Origin of the sequence: Enteractinococcus helveticum, from assembly GCF_001657475.1 — a bacterium.
In the GTDB taxonomy this organism is placed as follows: Bacteria; Actinomycetota; Actinomycetes; order Actinomycetales; family Micrococcaceae; genus Yaniella; species Yaniella helvetica.
This window is the reverse complement of sequence record NZ_LXEY01000116.1, coordinates 39,792-56,997: the sequence shown is the minus strand read 5'-3', so window position 1 is coordinate 56,997 and position 17,206 is coordinate 39,792. Positions and strand designations below refer to the sequence as shown.

Here is a 17,206-nt window from a genome sequence, read left to right as displayed (position 1 = left end):
CGGCGAGTCCTACCGCGTCAAAAACGCCCTAATGAAATAACCCCTTATCGCCACTTTGGCAGGAAACCCTGCCAAAGTGGCCGGATTCTTATCGCTTTAATGGCCGACTTCTAATTGACAAAACACACCAGGCTGTCCACGTCGGTCAGTGAGGTGTAGAGGACTCGTAGTGTCTTGTTGGCCTCCAGCACGGGGCGGCGGGTGAGATACTTGGTGCCGGTGAGCTGGATATGAAAGTAACAGCGCTGGATCTTGGTTTCAGGCCAGATGTTTTTAATGGCGGATAGTAGACCGCGTTGGCCATCGACGATGGCAATATCGGGGGCCGGGATCTTGGCCAGCAGGGCTTCCCAGGCCACGATTTTCTCACGATCACAAAACTGCCAATCGATCACATGGTCTTTGGTCACTGCGATCAGCACGCACATGCCTTGGTAGTAGGTGCCATCCAGCATGATCCACCGGTGGATTTCACCGGTGGATGCCGCTTGCGGGATCACCTGCCAGCACCAGGCGGTATCGCGTTTGAACACTGATCTGGACACGGGCAGCTCGCGTTGCGTTTTCTTCGACAGCAGCCAGTCTAACCACATGGTGAACTGGGCCTTGGCGGTAATATCTGGCCGAGCCTGGATGGTTGACGCGCCACAGTGTTTACATCGCCAGCGGGTCTTGCCCGCACTGGTCTTACCGTTTTTCACAAGCTTGGTTGTACATACCCCACATCGCGGGGAATTAGCAAGTTTTTTCACCACACATGCTTTATCAGCAAGTGCTAACCCCTAGTCACCAACGGTGACAACGTGAAGACTCCAATCCCGTACACACATTTTGGGCCTTAACCCCTTCATTCGTTTTACACAATCGGCTCCTAGGATCGAAGTTATCCTCAGGCCCGTATAAGCATCGACGTCGCCGATATTGATCTCGCTAACCTGAGTCTCGAATTGATTTTCTCAAGTCACTGACATGCTCGAGGTATTCCGAGACAAGTGCTAAGCTAAGAACGGGAGTTCAGTTTTGACTGAACATTCATTTTTTCGATTTGTGCTGCCACACATGGACAACATACGGGCTTTGGTGCGATCTTCGGGGAGGTGTGATGCAGAAGAGTTTCTCAACTCTCTCGACAGAAGATATCGCACGCGGTACTTACGATACCTGCAGTATCTGTCCGAGGGTATACCGATCAAGAGCCCTGAAAACTATAGAATTTTGAGGCGGAATGATCACCATGGCATTCTCATCGCCGAGATCAAAGTCGATAAATACCGCTTATATGTTATCCGCTACGACCTAGTGTGGTATCTATCTCATGGTCGGTCCAAGCCCAAGGATCATCAGGTGCCGCGAGAAATTGATAAAGCACTCAACTTCTATACTCAAGTACGAGGAGTCTGATTGACCAATGGCTATTTTCGGAAATGAAAGCGAAGCATTCGAAGCGGTTTTCGCCGAGGAGGCCGCGATGATCGATGCCAGCGAGCTCATCGCCGAAGCCCTCGAACGCAGCGGCATGACGCGAACCCAGCTGGCTGAAAGACTCCAAGTTTCTAAAAGTGAAATTACGGCACGGCTGGCCGGCGAGCGGAATATCACCGTGCGCAATTTGGCAAGGACTCTCTATGTCCTGGGGGTCAACCTTGAACTTCATATTGCCCCTCTTGAAAAAGCAATCGACCGAACTGTTCGACCTGCCATGAGGGAAGACGCTTAACTGTGTTTTATGGCTCACCAGCATGTTGTCCTGCCTGGTCGATCGGGCTCTGAATTGGCTCATGAAATATTGGCCGCTCAATCACATGCCCGTTGAGTTGCAGATGCCAGTTCATGGAGACGTTTTTGAGACATTCACTTTGGAGTGTGTTTCTAAGATATCGACCTCATATCGACAACGAAATGGCGAGCGGGTGCATTAGTGCCGGACCGGGCCACCGATCGGCACCGGAGCAACATGCCCGGTCACCGGCTGGTCATGCAGCAGCCGCAGTCCCACATCCACTAGCGACGAGCGCTCCAGCTCGGCTACCGCATCCAGGCTGATCCAGGTGGGATCCAACGTGTCACCATTGAGTTCTTGACGCAGCCTCCCACCAAGCACCTGCACCTGGTAGAAAATCCCAATGTTCTGGTGCGGTTGACCGCGCCAGGATTCACCGGCCGGAATCACTCGGGAATCAACACCCAGCAGCCGTTGAACAGCGGCGGTATACCCGGTTTCCTCAGTAAACTCTCGGATCACCGTATCGAACGGATCTTCTAACGGCTCCACGCCACCACCGGGTAGCGTCCATGATCGGGAGCCATCGTGGTGTTTGGCCTGCACCAGCAGCACCGCACTATCGCGCACACATAATCCATAGGCCGCCAGCCGACGTGTCGTTGAAGCATCCATGGCATTATCTTACTGGCCGCACCACGACCGCCACGACTAGCCGCCGGTCAAAACCGGCATGTCCCACCCGGCCATCCATCGGCGCGCAAGGGTTATAAGGTTGAGTACCCTAGAACTCATGCGTTCATCACTGGAGCACCACACCACCGTCGGCGAACTCGGCGAGGCCGGCATCCTGCAACTGCTGCACACCAGCTATCAGCGCCTCACCAGCGGCGAGGGTGTCATCGGACCGGGCGACGACGCCGCCGTCATCCCCGCACCCGGCGGCAATTTCGTCATCGCTACCGACGCCATGAACGAAGGCCACCACTTCTTGCGCGATTGGCCCTCCGGCATTACCGACAATGGATATTCCACCGGCTGGAAACTTGCCGCACAAAACCTCTCAGATATGAACGCTATGGGTGCGGTGACCTCATCGGTCAGCGTGGCTTTGGCTATGCCGACGACTACGCCTGCGGCGTGGGTGTTTCACTTTGGTCGCGGGATTGCCAATGCGTGCCACTGGCTGGGTGCACCCCAGACGGTGATCTCCGGTGGGGATCTCACCCGGGCTAATACGCTCGCCACGGCGATCACCGCAACCGCCAATCTCGTGGCCGATCCGGTGCTGCGATCCGCCTCCGAAAATGTCGCAGGCTTTCAGCTGATTCATACCGGCAATGTGGGGATGTCTCACGCCGGATTTATGGTCGCTTCCCAGGGGGACCACAGCCAGCTGGGCCGCGATGAGCTGCAAGCGCTGCGGCTCTTCCTGCGCCCACGTCCGCCACTAGACCAAGGACCACAGGTTGCGGGCATCGTCTCGGCAATGATGGACGTCTCCGACAGTATTTATACCGACGCCGACCGGCTGGCAGCAGCCAATAACCTGTATGCCCACATTGATCCAGACTGGGTGGCACGCAGAGCCGCACGGCTGCAACCGATAGCCGATCGCTATGAGGCCGATGCGACACAGTGGGTGCTCACCGGGGGAGAGGATTACGGACTCTTAGCTGTGCTGAACCCCGAACGTGACGTGCCAGCAGGATGGCAGGTCATTGGCCAATTGACCCATGAACCCCAAGAGCGCCCGAAGATCACCGGCTGGGATCACTTCTAAGCTCCAAAGTTATTGGTCGGGTAAGAAAATGCTGTGGGCTGTAAAAGCGAGCTCTGAACTCTTGACTACAAATCTGACAAGTTCAAAGATATATAGACAGTATTGACACAGTGTTTTTTCAATCTATGACGTATTCTGCTGGTGAATAAGGTGAAGCGGAAGGAAACGCCATTCTTTCTCTACGTGGTTCTAAGAGACATATATCTTCCGCCGTAGCCTCGTTCCGAAGAAGACTCTTGAAGAGAAAAGCCTCGAAACAGATTGACGATGCTTCGGATACTCAAGACGAGTATTTGCGCAGATTACATGAAGAGATTAATGTTGCTCGTCAAGAAAGCATCGCGAGATCCAGGAATTTGGAGAATAGGGCGTCTTTCATCGCCGTAGCTTGTAGCATCGTCATCGCCGCTGGTATCCAAGCACTTGGAGGTACCAAGAATTTATTGATTGTTCTTGCAGTGTGCAGCTCTTCGTTGGGTCTGCTGGCATCTCTAATTGCGATGACTCCAAAAAATCCACTCACTCTCAATATCGGCAAGCTCTATGATGAGTTCGCAAATTTTTCGGACTCGCCACTGGCAGTGGAACCCGTAGCGATGGATATCAAATTGATTAGTATGAAAAGAGCAGAAATCTCCGAAAGAAATAAGAGTAATAAGAACCTGGCTGCATTACTCTTGTGGGGATTCTCTTTCATGGCCGTAGCAACTATTTTATTGATGTCTGGCCTTATATTTGGAGTAGCCGTCTGAAAGGGTGGTACCTGATGATACAACCAGCTCATGGATGCTTCTGTGCGAGGCTTTCGATTGATGGTCTCAGCCGAGTCTCGGAAATGATGACTCAGTATAATCCTGTGTGTAACTGCCCTTGCCCGGGGGTGACAAGTAATAATATATGCCTCCGGTGCGGTCGCCGAAAAGCATGATACAGCATTGACGGGATGCCGTCAGTAATTTATTCAACACCGAAAACGTAGGGCTGTGAAGATAGTGCTATAGCAAGCGACCGCCTTGTCCTGTAACCCGGAGGTCACCGGTCAGTATTTCTAGCCTTCGTACTCGATGATCTTGCTCAGTCGATTCGCCGCAGTGACCACGGTGGAACCGTGATAGCGGCCAGGATTGCGGGTCAGACGCTCAACCGGTCCTGAAATTGAGAGCGCAGCAATTACCGGGCCCTGCCCATTGCGCACCGGAGCAGACACCGAAGCCACACCGGCTTCGCGCTCGCCGACCGATTGCGCCCAGCCCCGACGACGCACCGAAGCCAGGGTCGCAGAAGAAAACGCCGCCTCTTGGAGTCCGCCAGCCAACGAGAGGTGGTCTTGCCAGGCCAGCAGCACCTGGGCCGCCGAGCCGGCCTTCATCGAGAACTCGGTACCCACCGGGATCGAGTCCCGCAGGCCAATAGGCCGTTCAACCGAGGCCACACAGACGCGGCTTTGGCCATAGGCCCGGAAGATCTGGGCCGACTCACCGGTGGTCTCACGCAACCAGTTCAACACCGGCTCGGCCAGGCTCGTCAAGCGATCTGTGCCGGCGGCGGTGGCTAGCTCATTGAGACGTTTGCCTAAGACATAGCGCGACATTTCATCCCGGGCGACAATCCGGTGATGAATCAGCGCGGCCGCCAGGCGGTGAACCGTGGGGCGGGCGATACCGGTAGCCTCGACTAATTCCAGCAGTGTGGCGGGTCCTTCCTCGAGCCGCGTTAGGATTCTTATCGAGCGGTCAATCACTCCAACACCTGATGGATTGTCCATGCGGGCACCTCAGCCAATCTGCCAAATATTTCAAACTGTGATATCGTCGTCTCACCTATTGAGACACACTTGACGTCTCCTTGGCAAATTATTCCTTCAAGTGCGAGATTAACAGCACGAGGACTTTTTGATCGGAAGAAAGTAGGAACACCTCTCATGAGTACGCCACGAACTTTGGCAGAAAAAGTGTGGGCAGACCACATTGTCGTTGAAGGAGAAAAACAGGGCGACGTCCAGACCCCTGACCTGCTCTACATCGACCTACACATGGTGCATGAGGTAACTTCCCCGCAGGCTTTTGAAGGTCTGCGTTTGGCTGGCCGCCCAGTGCGCCGCCCCGATCTGACCATTGGCGTTGAAGACCACAATGTCCCAACCATGAACATCAACGAGATGATCGCCGAGCCAACCTCGCGCAAACAGGTTGACGCATTGCGAACCAACGCCCAAGAATTTGGCATTCGCCTGCACTCACTGGGCGACGCCGAACAGGGCATCGTGCACGTCGTTGGCCCACAGCTCGGTTTAACCCAGCCAGGTACCACTGTTGTCTGTGGTGACTCGCACACCTCCACCCACGGTGCTTTTGGTGCACTGGCCTTTGGTATTGGCACCTCGGAAGTTGAACACGTGCTGGCCACCCAGACCCTGCCGATGATGCCATTCAAAACCATGGCCATTAACGTCACCGGCGCACTGAAGCCAGGAGTTTCCTCCAAGGACATTATCCTGGCTGTGATCGCCAAAATTGGTACCGGTGGCGGTCAGGGTTACGTGCTGGAATACCGTGGCGAGGCTATCGAAGCGCTGTCGATGGAAGCGCGCATGACCATCTGTAACATGTCGATCGAAGCAGGCGCTCGCGCTGGCATGATCGCACCGGATGACACCACCTTTGAATACCTCAAGGGCCGCCCACACTCGCCAGAAGGCCAGGACTGGGACGACGCTGTTGAGTACTGGAAGTCGCTGCGCACCGATGATGGTGCACAATTCGACGCGGAGATCACCATCGACGCCGATGAACTGGAACCATTCGTCACCTGGGGTACCAACCCTGGCCAGGGTGTGTTCCTGTCAGATGCTGTACCTGGACCAGAAGATTTCGATGATCCATCGGATAAGACTGCTGCGGAACGTGCACTGGAATACATGGGCCTAGAAGCCGGTACCCCGATGAAAGACATTACGGTCGATACCGTGTTCTTGGGTTCGTGTACCAATGCCCGCATCGAAGACTTACGCATGGCGGCCGCTGTCATTCAGGGCCGAGAAAAAGCCGACAACGTGCGCATGATGGTCGTACCAGGTTCAATGCAGGTCCGCTTGCAGGCCGAGGAAGAAGGCCTGGATAAGATCTTCAAGGAATTCGGCGCAGACTGGCGTTTTGCTGGCTGCTCGATGTGCTTGGGTATGAACCCGGACCAGCTGGAGCCAGGCGAACGCGCTGCATCCACCTCGAATCGCAACTTCGAAGGTCGCCAGGGCAAAGGTGGCCGCACCCACCTGGTGTCCCCGGTGGTCGCAGCAGCCACCGCAGTGCGCGGTACGCTGTCGTCCCCATCGGATCTGGGCATCACCGACTACATCGTTGCACCGAACTAACCTGCACCCACGATACGAAAGAGGCACAATTTTATGTCATTGGAAAAATTCGTAACGCACACAGGTGTGGGCGTTCCACTTCGCGCATCCAACGTTGATACCGACCAGATCATCCCGGCACACTTTCTCAAGCGCATCACCAAGACCGGTTTCGAGGACGCGTTGTTCTCCCGCTGGCGTAACGATGAAGATTTCATTTTGAATAAAGAACCCTACTCTCAGGGCACTGTGTTAGTTGCAGGCCCGGACTTTGGGACCGGTTCCTCGCGTGAACACGCCGTCTGGGCGCTGCGCGACTACGGCTTCAAAGCGGTCATCTCGGCTCGCTTTGGTGATATTTTCCGTTCCAACTCCGGCAAACAGGGTTTGGTGGCTGCACAAGTCGAGCAGGCAGATGTCGAAGTCATCTGGAAAGAACTGGAAAATAATCCAGGTGCTGAAATCACCGTGGATCTGGAAAATCGACTGATCGAATGTGGATCAATTTCGACTCGTTTCCAGATCGATGACTACACCCGCTGGCGGCTGATGGAAGGCCTGGATGACATCGGTCTGACGCTGCGAAACGAAGCAGATATCACCGAGTTTGAGAAGACCCGACCAAGCTTCAAACCGAAAACGCTCCCGGCCAAACTTTCAGAGGTTTAGGCTTCGTCGCTTACAATATAGAGCGTTACCAAGAATCTGAGCGCACCACCGGTGGTTTGCGAGCAACCTCGTATTACGAGGTATGGAGGGTAGAAGCCAATATGTCTAACGTGTTGACCATTCACGGAGGAAAACCTCTCAAGGGGTCCGTCACCGTTCGCGGTGCCAAAAACCTGGTCCCCAAAGCGATGGTCGCCGCCTTACTGGGCTCCAAACCATCGGTGATCCGCAACGTTCCAGAAATCAAGGACGTTGAAGTAGTCACCGGTCTGCTCCGGTTACACGGGGTCGTTGTTGAGCACAACAAAGAAGCCGGCGAGATCTATATGGATCCTTCCGGACTGAAAATCGCAAATAACGCGGAAATCGATGCTTTTGCCGGAGACTCGCGCATCCCGATTCTGTTTTGTGGTCCACTGATGCACGCCATTGGTGCCGCCTTCATTCCAGACCTCGGGGGTTGCAAAATTGGCGACCGCCCAATCGATTACCACTTAGACGTCCTGCGTCAATTCGGTGCCGAAGTTTCCAAAGAACCCGGCGGTACCTACATTCGCGCTCCGTACCGTCTGACCGGCGCTAAACTCGAGCTGCCCTACCCATCGGTGGGCGCAACTGAGCAGGTGCTGCTGACCGCAGTCAAAGCCGATGGCATCACCGAACTCAAAGGTGCCGCCGTGGAACCAGAGATCCATGATCTGATCCACGTGCTGCAAAAAATGGGTGCGATCATCACCGTCCAGACTGACCGGACCATCCGCATTGAAGGTGTCCCGGAACTGGGTGGCTACAACCACACCGCACTCAATGACCGTAACGAAACCGCTTCTTGGGCCACCGCAGCCATGGTCACCGACGGCGATATCTACGTCGAAGGAGCAACCCAGCGTGATCTGACCGCGTTTTTGAACGTCTACCGTAAAATCGGCGGCGATTTTGAAGTATCCGACGCCGGCATCCGGTTCTGGCGTGGGGGAGCAGACCTCAACCCGCTGGTATTAGAAACCGATGTACACCCAGGATTTATGACCGACTGGCAACAACCATTGGTTGTCGCGTTGACTCAGGCCGAAGGCGTGTCCATTGTGCACGAGACCGTGTACGAAAACCGCTTTGGCTTCACCGACGCCCTGATCCGCATGGGTGCCTCCATCCAGCTACACCGCGAATGCCTGGGTTCGGTGCCGTGCCGTTTCGGCCAGCGCAACTTCCTGCACTCGGCTGTGATCTCCGGGCCAGCAGAACTGACCGGTACCGACTTCACCATTCCTGATTTGCGCGGTGGCTTCTCCCACGTACTGGCAGCACTGGCTGCCAAGGGCACCTCACGCGCCACCGGTATTGACGTGATCAATCGCGGTTACGAAAAGTTCTTCGAAAAACTCGAAGGCCTCGGCGCAGATATCGAAATCCCCATCAAAGTTAAATAACTCCTGGAGACCTCTCTCAGTGTCCTATTCTCTGGGGCAGCGTGCCGTGTACGCAACCGCGGCATCTGTCGTGCTGCCCATGAACATGTTGCTGATGCGGCGCGACTGGCAGGGCCAAGAAAAGCTGCCAGATAGCGGCATGATCCTCGCCGCAAACCACATCTCGCACCTGGATCCACTCTATGTGGCACACATGGTGTACTCTTCGGGACGCATCCCGCACTTCTTGGCCAAAAAAGAACTCTTTGAGGCCCCAGTCATCGGCAAAGCGCTGACCTGGATGAAGCAGATCCCCGTGGATCGCGCCGGACGCAGTGTCGACTCGTTGACGATGGCCGAAGAAGTGCTGGGCGAAAACGGCGTGATCATTATCTATCCGGAAGGCACGACCACCAAAGACCCAGATATGTGGCCCATGGTTGGTAGGCTCGGTATGATACGCCTGGCACTATCCACCGGTGCACCGGTGATCCCGGTCGGTCAGTGGGGTGTCCATGAGACCCTCCCCAAAGGGGCTAAGGTTCCCAAAGTCTTCCCGCGGCGCACTTCAGCCATCCGGGTGGGCACGGAATCTGACCTTGAGTGGTTACGTGCCATGGAGCATGTCACAACCAAGGATCTGGCCGCAGCAACCGAACAGGTTATGGGAGAAATCACCGACCTGATGGCACCGCTGCGCGGCGGAACCCCACCAGAGAAACGCTATAACCCGGCACAAAAACGCTAAGGAGTCCCGATGACCACCGATCACGTAACCGTGGCAATCCTTGGTGCTGGGTCGTGGGGGACGACATTTGCCAAAGTTTTAGCCGACGCCGCAACCGAGCGCGAAGAAGCCATCGATATTCGCTTATGGGCACGCCGCGACGAGGTTGTTGAAGACATCAACACCAACCACCTCAACAGCGAATACCTCGACGACCTTGAACTCCCTGAGACCATCACCGCAACCGGTGACGCCGTAGAAGCGGTCACCGGTGCCGAACTGGTCGTCGTCGCCGTCCCGGCACAACAGGCCCGCCAGACGATCGCCGACGTCGCCGAACACATCGACTCCGAAGCCATCCTGGTCTCGTTGATCAAAGGCTTGGAACGCTCAACCCAGGCGACGATGTCCAAAGTTTTTGCCGAAGAGCTCAACCTGCCGCCCGAACAATTCGTGGTCGTCTCAGGCCCGAACCTGGCCAAGGAAATCGCACGCCAAGAACCCACCGCCACCGTGGTGGCTTGTGAATACGATCCGACCGCCGAATGGGTCGCGGCCATGACCGCGTCTTCCTACTTCCGCCCGTATCGCAACACCGATGTTGTGGGCGTAGAAATCGGCGGCGTCGTCAAAAACATCATCGCCCTGGCCGTTGGCCTCACCGATGGACAAGGTTTTGGCGACAACTCCAAAGCCTCGATCATTACCCGCGGGCTGACCGAAACCACCCGGCTGGCTTCTGCACTTGGCGCCCATCCCGACACCCTGGCCGGACTGGCCGGGCTGGGGGACCTGGTGGCCACCTGTGCCTCCCCGCTATCGCGCAACCGTACCGCCGGCAAACTCTACGGCCAAGGCCACAGCACCGATGAAGTCGTGGCCCAGATGCGCCAAACCGCCGAAGGTATCAAATCCGTCAGCGCGGTGGTCGCCCTGGCGCACTCGGTCGGTATCGAAATGCCGATCTCTGAAGCCGTCAATGCCGTGGTCAACGGCACCATCGAAATCACCGATATCGCCCAGCTGCTGCTCGGCCGTGATCTGAAACCGGAGGCACGACTGTGACCAAAAACGTTCTTGTTCTATTCGGCGGCCAATCCCCAGAACACCCCGTGTCCATTGTGACCGCCGTGGGTGTCCTCAACGCGCTGGACCGCAACCACTATAATCCCATCCCGGTGGGCATCAACCACCATGGCGACTGGGTATTAGCCGGCACTCACCAGCCCGACGACGCCGACTGGTCGGTGGCCACCCTGATCAACGAGCGCCCGGTGGAAACCACACACACCACCGCACTGTCTGATGAGCTGCCCGAAGTCCCCGCCACCGACACCCCGGTGGCCCTGCGCTCGGTCAACTCCTCAACCCAGCTGATCGACGTTGAGGGCAACGTGATTGCCGATATCGACGTCGCCTTCCCGCTGCTGCACGGACCCAATGGTGAAGACGGCACGGTCCAAGGCCTGTTTGAAACCCTCAACCTGCCCTACGTCGGCGCCGGAGTGCTGGCCTCTGCGGTGGGTATGGATAAACACTTCATGAAGATCGCCTTCCGCCACGCCGGACTACACGTGGGCCCCTGGGTCACCGTGACCGAGACCGACTGGCACACCAACCGCACCGCGGTCTTAGAAGAGATCGCCAAACTTGAGCTCCCACTGTTTGTGAAACCGGCACGCGGTGGCTCCTCGCTGGGCATCACCCGCATCACCCTGCTCTCCGAGTTAGAACAAGCCATCGAACACGCTCGCCAATACGACACCAAGGTCGTCGTTGAACAAGGCATACTGGGCCGCGAAATTGAATGCGGTGTGCTCGATGGCCTCAACGGTGCCAAACCCAAGGCATCCTATCCGGGCGAAATCGTGGTGACCGACGACGATCAAGACTTCCAGTTCTACGACTTCACCTCGAAATACCAATCCGAGAACAGCGCTGAACTATCCTGCCCGGCAGAACTCGCCGACGACGTCACCGCGTTAGTCCGCGCCCAAGCCGTCACCGCATTCCAAGCCGTGGATGCAGCAGGCCTATCCCGCGTGGACTTTTTCTACACGTATGACAACGAACTCATCATCAACGAAATTAACACGATGCCCGGGTTCACCCCGATTTCGATGTACCCACAAATGTGGCAGCGCACCGGCATCGACTACCCAGAACTCATCGACACCCTACTTGCCTTAGCCCAACAGGACTAGGGAAGCTTTAAGAATCTTGCTTTAGCGAGTTAACCATTTCTGGCCACCGCGTGATAACTCTCGCCGAGTCTTGGACGGCGGTGATGCCTGAACGAGCAGGTCTTAGTACTTTCCGAATAGATGCACTTACCATTTCAGCACTCTTCATCGAATCCAAGATTTGTTGCATTTGACCGACCATCTGATCCAACTCAGCTAGGGTCTCGACATTTTCACTAAGATCTGAATGGACTCGCAGAATTTGTTCTTCCGAGCCGCCCTCCAGAAGTAAGCTAATTATTCGAGCGAGGACCCTGTCGGAGTCACGTACTTTATCGAGGAGATTCTTCCCGTGCTCCCCAATACGCAGGGAAGGGTCCTTCAATGCTTGAGCAACTTGGAACATGTATTTTGACGCCACACGCGGGTCCCGGCCGTTCGCAGGCTGGGGTGGCATATTTTGGAATTCTGAGAGAGCGTCACCAAGTTCCTGGGTTTCGTCAGTAATCGCACTTAAATTATCGTGCAGTGCCACATTGAGGTCGAGAAGGCCCCATTCTTCTTGAGATGAATAGTCTATTTCTGTTGCCTTCGGGCTACTTGTATCCTGAGAAACCTCGGCACCGGCAGATTCGTCAACCTCATTTGGGTGGAGGGCTTGGTCCGCCAGTTGCTCCTCAGTCTGTGCCAATGTGTCTTCGGCGGACTCCAACGCTTGTACTACTCTTGTAGCTATATCTGAGACAACCTGTCTAAACGCGGCTGAGTCTGTACCTTGAATCCACGCTTGTTTGTAATCTACGAATTGATGAGCTCTAACGTAGTCGGAAATTTCGTCCTGATTTTCTGGTGCAAGACTCTCATAGCCTAGTAACGCGATCGGAATAAGCAGGCGTGATACGTGTAGGCGGGTGGACTGGTCTTGGAAAAGCATGAACTCTTCTCGACAGGCATCACTTTCAACATAATTTGCTGAATAAACCGCCAAAAATATGAGTGAGGAGTATACGCCTTGTTGGATTTTCTCATGCCAGTTGTCGCCAAGTTCGATACTTTCTCTATCTAAGAAGACTGCCGTTGGACGACCGGACATTACTTTCAGAATCGTCTCGAGGGACTCCTTGAGGGGTTTTGCGAATCCGAAGACCGTATCGTCTTGACGGGTGTAACTAAGGAAAATCTGAATCGGAGGACGATCAATAGAAATTTCGCTCACTGAAGCTCCCTTATGCCAGGTTAGATAACTAGTCGTACATTTTACTAAGGAACATACAGCAGTATGAGAGTATAGTTTAGATGCATTAGAACCCAGTCAGGGTGCTGCACGAAGTGGAAGTATATAAAGGTGGAGTACAAGTCCACGCCGAAGTTTCGTGAGGCGTATCACTGGCCTTCCTGTGGGGCAACACCCTCAGGAATGCGATCATCCAGATCATCCACACCCGGAATGACTTGGGCATCGGCCGGATCGGTGCACCCACCCTCGGCCGGAACTCGTGCGGCAGCATTACCAATATCCACCATGATCGACGACGACGAAACCCGCTCACCATCAAAGAGCACTTCCATGGCCGGTTGCCGCCCATAGGTGGTAATGCGCCAGTTGGTACCCTCTTCGCGAACAACCCAATCCACGCCATTGGCCCCAACACACTCATCAGTGGTTGGGCCAGGAACCTCCACGCCACAGCGGAACACCGCCACGGCAGGATCCCCCCAGGCCGCCGTAGACTGCGAATCAGTCCGACGCCGCTCATGCCCGGCAATCTCCTCGGGCATAGCCACCATGGCCTCAGCACACAATGGATCCGTGGCATCCGGTGCAACCTCAATACCGGCCACCAGGGACGTACAGGCCGTCAGGCTCAGACCAGCAACGGCCGCCAGTGCGGCACCACGGATGACACGAGTTGTTTTCGACATACCACTAACACTAAAACACTCACCCACCCGCTCCCGTCAGTTTTCGCCCCTGGCGGCTACCAAGGAAATGCGCGCCTCGCGCTGCGCGCCCACGTGACACCGGCCAACCGCGATACTATGGTTGCAGGTGACGTAGACCTGTCAGTGGGTCCTACACGAAATGAACCATGATGACTGAAGTAACGCAACAACCACCAAGTACCGGTGCTCAACATGACCACGGGTCGGCCAAGCTTATCTTCAATTGGTTAAAGCTTGCCGAATCAGCCCTCGGCAACAACTCCGACCGGCTCAACGCGATCAACATTTTCCCTGTGCCCGACGGCGATACCGGCTCCAACCTCTATCACACCGTGGCAGCCGCCACCCGTGCACTCGAGGACGTTGATGCCAACGCCAGCGCCGGCAAAGCCCTAGCCACCGCAGCAACCGCCGCCCTGGACCACGCCCAAGGCAACTCCGGAACCCTGATCGCCGTCATGCTCAATGCACTAGCCGAGCCCCTCTCCAAGGCCACCCGGCTGACCGCACCGCTGCTGGCCTTAGGCCTACAGCGTGCCAGTGCCGCCGCCTGGGCCGCCTTGTCGGATCCCCAGGAAGGGACCATGCTGACCATCCTGGATACCGCCGCTGCCACGGCCGCGAACTTCCGGGGCTCCATTAACCAGCAGCCCGAAGATCAACAGAACTCGCGCAAAACCCTGGGCGAAATGACCTCGCGCATCGTCGAAACCGCGTGGTTGGCTGTTGAAGAAACCGAAAACCAGCTGGCCGAACTCTCCGAAGCACAGGTCGTCGACGCCGGCGCCACCGGTCTGCTCTTAGTCTTTGACGCCCTGCGCGCCACCGTCCAAGGCGAATCCCTAGACCCAGAAATCCTAGAGTCCATCCACGGCTTCCACGTCGCCCACCCACACGTCCACCAAGACATGCAGGTCGCCGAAGCCTACGAGGTCATGTGCTCCCTGCAGCTGACGCCACTAGATGCCGCCACCCTGCGCATTGGGCTCAACGAAATCGGCAACTCGGTCATCATGAGCCCCATCAACACCATCGAAGACGATAACGGCACCATCCGCTGGCGCGTCCACGTCCACGTGGCAGAACCCGATGACGCCATGAAACTCATCCGCCCACTGGGCGACACCGAAAACCTGGCCATCACCCCGCTGCACGCCGGCAACACCACCGTCGACGCGCAGTGCCACCCCGTAACAGAAGCAACCACAGAAGACCCCAAGTAGTGGACCCCTTCAATCAGCCGCTTGCACCGTTGCTCGGAAACAAAACCGCCGAGCACTTAGCAAAGCACCTTGGGATCACCACCACCGGCCACGCCCTAAACTACTTCCCGCGCCGCTACATCGAACGCGGCGAACTAACCCCCATCGTCCAACTCCCACTGGGGGAGCAGGTCACCGTCATCGCCCGGGTGCTCACGGCCACCAACCGTCCAATGCGAGCCCGCAAAGGTTTCCTGGTCGATGTCACCGTCACAGACGAAGCCTCCGACACCGGCCTGCCCGGCACTCTGTCCATGGCGTTCTTCAACGGCTGGGCCGCCAAAGACCAACTCACCCCCGGCACGCTGGCCATGTTCCACGGCAAGACCTCCACCTACCGCGGGGAACTCACCCTGACCAACCCCGACTTCACCGTCCTGCCCGAAGAACACGAACATTCTCACACCGATCTGGCCCCCATCCCCGTCTACCCGGCAAAATCCAAAGTTCCCTCATGGACCATCCGCTCCGCCATCGAGCTCGTTCTCGACGCCATCAACTGGGCTGCCATTAGCGATCCGGTGCCCCAAGACTTCCTGACAGAACTCAATCAGGACCTGCCAGCCCTATCTGTGGCCTATCAACACATCCACCGCCCGGAGAACCTCAGCCAGGCAGCTGCTGCCCGACGACGCTTTGCAGCCCAGGAAGCCCTCATCCTCCAAACGTTGCTGGCACGCCGCCGCCTGCGCAACCGCACAATCATTCCGGCCACCGCCTATGCGCCCGTTGACCACGGCATTCTGGCCCATCTCGATGCCCAACTGCCATTCGAACTCACTGGCGGCCAGCAAGACGCCGGCGCCGAGATCGCAGCCGAACTCAACTCCGAACACCCAATGTCACGCCTGCTGCAGGGTGAAGTCGGCTCGGGCAAAACCCTGGTCGCACTGCGTGCCATGGCACAGGTGGTAGATGCCGGAGCACAGGCCGTGCTGGTCGCCCCAACCGAAGTCCTTGCCGGACAACACTACCGATCCATCACCAACACGCTGGGCCCACTGGCCACCGCCGGGCAACTGACCTCCTGGCAAGGGCCCTCCACTGAAGTGGTCTTACTGACCGGATCGATGACCACCGGACAAAAACAAGAGGCCCTCCTGAAAATCACCACCGGCCAGGCCGGCATCGTGATCGCAACCCACGCCATCTTCTCCGATAACGTTCATTTCGCCGACCTCGGACTCGTGGTCATTGATGAACAGCACCGCTTTGGCGTCGATCAGCGCGAAGCCCTACGCCAAGCCAACCCCGGGGTGCACATGCTGGTCATGACCGCCACGCCGATCCCACGCTCCGTGGCCATGACCGTCTTCGGCGACCTAGATGTCACCGTGCTCTATGGGCTGCCCTCCGGGCGCAAACCGGTCACCACGTACCTTGCCCGCATGGCCCACGGCCCCCGGATCATCCAACGCGTCTGGGAAATCATCGCCGAAGAAATCGCCGCCGGACGACAAGCCTTTGTGGTCTGTCCCAAGATCGATCCATCGGATACCGCAGGTCATGACGACGCCGACGACCTCTCCTCAGACGCGCACGCCGCCAACGTGGCCGAGATTACCGAAACCCTGCGCAACATCCCCGTCTTTGCCAGCGCCACCGTAGACAGCCTGCACGGCCGCCAAGACCAGCAAACCCAAGACGAGATCATGGGGGAGTTCGTGGCTCGCCAGATCGATATCCTCGTGGCCACCACCATTATCGAAGTCGGTGTGGACGTTCCCAATGCCACCGTCATGGCGATTTTGGATCCCGAATACTTCGGACTGTCCACCCTGCACCAGCTCCGCGGGCGCGTAGGCCGTGGCGAAGCTGCTGCCCGATGCTTCTTGGCCACCCGGCTACCAGACCACCATCCCTCGCTGGATCGCCTGGCCATTATTGAGTCCACCGAAGATGGCTTCGAGATCGCCAAAGCCGATGTGCAACAGCGCGGTGAAGGCGACGTGCTTGGCGCAGCCCAGCACGGCTATGCCAGCCAGCTCAAAGTCCTGCGGGTCATCCAGCACGCCGAACTCATCAACGACGCCGCAAACTGGGTCAACCAGGCGCTCAGCACCGATGAGAAGCTGACGGCCTATCCGCAACTGGTGGCCGCCGTGGAAGAATGGGAAGCTGCCCACGAAGAATCATCCGACTACCTCGAGAAGAACTAAA

16 protein-coding genes are annotated in these 17,206 nt (G+C 56.8%); 11 read left to right on the top strand and 5 right to left on the bottom strand.

The genetic code is table 11. The annotated features are described in order from the left end of the window. Positions 1–110 precede the first annotated feature (110 nt). The gene (locus tag A6F49_RS16600) at positions 111–752 is read right to left on the bottom strand and encodes a transposase-like zinc-binding domain-containing protein (protein WP_456072994.1); all 642 of its coding nucleotides are present in this window, start codon (positions 750–752) and stop codon (positions 111–113) included. A 656-nt stretch (positions 753–1,408) separates the two neighbouring features. Between A6F49_RS16600 and A6F49_RS16595 the strand changes: the two genes are divergently transcribed. After that, positions 1,409–1,717, top strand: coding sequence for a helix-turn-helix domain-containing protein (locus tag A6F49_RS16595; RefSeq protein WP_043055778.1), 309 nt, complete (start codon positions 1,409–1,411; stop codon positions 1,715–1,717). A gap of 198 nt (positions 1,718–1,915) precedes the next feature. Here A6F49_RS16595 and A6F49_RS16590 read toward each other — a convergent pair whose 3' ends face one another. Then, positions 1,916–2,395: an NUDIX hydrolase gene (locus A6F49_RS16590; protein ID WP_043055777.1), complete on the bottom strand. Its 480-nt coding sequence runs from the start codon at positions 2,393–2,395 to the stop codon at positions 1,916–1,918. 118 nt (positions 2,396–2,513) lie between these two features. Here A6F49_RS16590 and A6F49_RS16585 point away from each other — a divergent pair, with 118 nt between their 5' ends. Together A6F49_RS16585 and A6F49_RS16580 are read left to right on the top strand one after the other, a co-directional pair. Next, positions 2,514–3,503 carry a thiamine-phosphate kinase gene (locus tag A6F49_RS16585; protein WP_043055776.1) on the top strand — a complete coding sequence of 330 codons (990 nt, stop codon included), beginning with the start codon at positions 2,514–2,516 and terminating at the stop codon, positions 3,501–3,503. A 236-nt stretch (positions 3,504–3,739) separates the two neighbouring features. Then, positions 3,740–4,255 (top strand): hypothetical protein, encoded by a 516-nt coding sequence (locus A6F49_RS16580; RefSeq protein WP_043055775.1) that lies wholly within the window; start codon positions 3,740–3,742, stop codon positions 4,253–4,255. Positions 4,256–4,551: 296 nt separating this feature from the next. Here the strand turns inward: A6F49_RS16580 and A6F49_RS16575 are convergent, their stop codons facing one another. Then, the gene (locus A6F49_RS16575; protein WP_043055774.1) at positions 4,552–5,268 is read right to left on the bottom strand and encodes an IclR family transcriptional regulator; all 717 of its coding nucleotides are present in this window, start codon (positions 5,266–5,268) and stop codon (positions 4,552–4,554) included. Positions 5,269–5,424: 156 nt separating this feature from the next. Between A6F49_RS16575 and leuC the strand changes: the two genes are divergently transcribed. The 6 genes from leuC (at position 5,425) to A6F49_RS16545 (ending at position 11,861) form a co-directional block, all read left to right on the top strand. After that, complete coding sequence (gene leuC, locus A6F49_RS16570; protein WP_043055773.1) at positions 5,425–6,873, top strand: 3-isopropylmalate dehydratase large subunit; 1,449 nt, start codon at positions 5,425–5,427, stop codon at positions 6,871–6,873. A gap of 39 nt (positions 6,874–6,912) precedes the next feature. Beyond that, entirely contained in the window at positions 6,913–7,521 is a 609-nt protein-coding gene (gene leuD, locus A6F49_RS16565; RefSeq protein WP_043055793.1) for a 3-isopropylmalate dehydratase small subunit, read from the top strand. 101 nt (positions 7,522–7,622) lie between these two features. Then, positions 7,623–8,951, top strand: a complete 1,329-nt coding sequence (gene murA / locus A6F49_RS16560) for a UDP-N-acetylglucosamine 1-carboxyvinyltransferase (protein WP_043055772.1) — start codon at positions 7,623–7,625, stop codon at positions 8,949–8,951. 19 nt (positions 8,952–8,970) lie between these two features. After that, on the top strand, positions 8,971–9,678 hold the full coding sequence (locus A6F49_RS16555; protein WP_235605046.1) for a lysophospholipid acyltransferase family protein: 708 nt from the start codon (positions 8,971–8,973) through the stop codon (positions 9,676–9,678). Positions 9,679–9,687: 9 nt separating this feature from the next. Further along, a complete protein-coding gene (locus A6F49_RS16550) occupies positions 9,688–10,722 on the top strand; it encodes an NAD(P)H-dependent glycerol-3-phosphate dehydrogenase (protein WP_043055771.1) in 1,035 nt (344 codons plus the stop codon). Further along, entirely contained in the window at positions 10,719–11,861 is a 1,143-nt protein-coding gene (locus tag A6F49_RS16545) for a D-alanine--D-alanine ligase family protein (RefSeq protein ID WP_043055770.1), read from the top strand. The genes A6F49_RS16550 and A6F49_RS16545 overlap by 4 nt, the downstream gene beginning before the upstream one ends. Positions 11,862–11,868: 7 nt before the next feature. On the opposite strand, the gene A6F49_RS16540 is transcribed toward A6F49_RS16545, so the two are convergent. Together A6F49_RS16540 and A6F49_RS16535 are read right to left on the bottom strand one after the other, a co-directional pair. Then, positions 11,869–13,056 (bottom strand): toll/interleukin-1 receptor domain-containing protein, encoded by a 1,188-nt coding sequence (locus tag A6F49_RS16540; protein ID WP_043055769.1) that lies wholly within the window; start codon positions 13,054–13,056, stop codon positions 11,869–11,871. A 167-nt stretch (positions 13,057–13,223) separates the two neighbouring features. Then, on the bottom strand, positions 13,224–13,763 hold the full coding sequence (locus A6F49_RS16535; RefSeq protein ID WP_067605898.1) for a DUF3515 family protein: 540 nt from the start codon (positions 13,761–13,763) through the stop codon (positions 13,224–13,226). Positions 13,764–13,930: 167 nt separating this feature from the next. Here A6F49_RS16535 and A6F49_RS16530 point away from each other — a divergent pair, with 167 nt between their 5' ends. Then, a complete protein-coding gene (locus tag A6F49_RS16530; RefSeq protein ID WP_067605895.1) occupies positions 13,931–15,007 on the top strand; it encodes a DAK2 domain-containing protein in 1,077 nt (358 codons plus the stop codon). A 29-nt stretch (positions 15,008–15,036) separates the two neighbouring features. Next, positions 15,037–17,205, top strand: coding sequence for an ATP-dependent DNA helicase RecG (locus tag A6F49_RS16525; protein ID WP_235605045.1), 2,169 nt, complete (start codon positions 15,037–15,039; stop codon positions 17,203–17,205). Position 17,206: the final 1 nt, after the last annotated feature.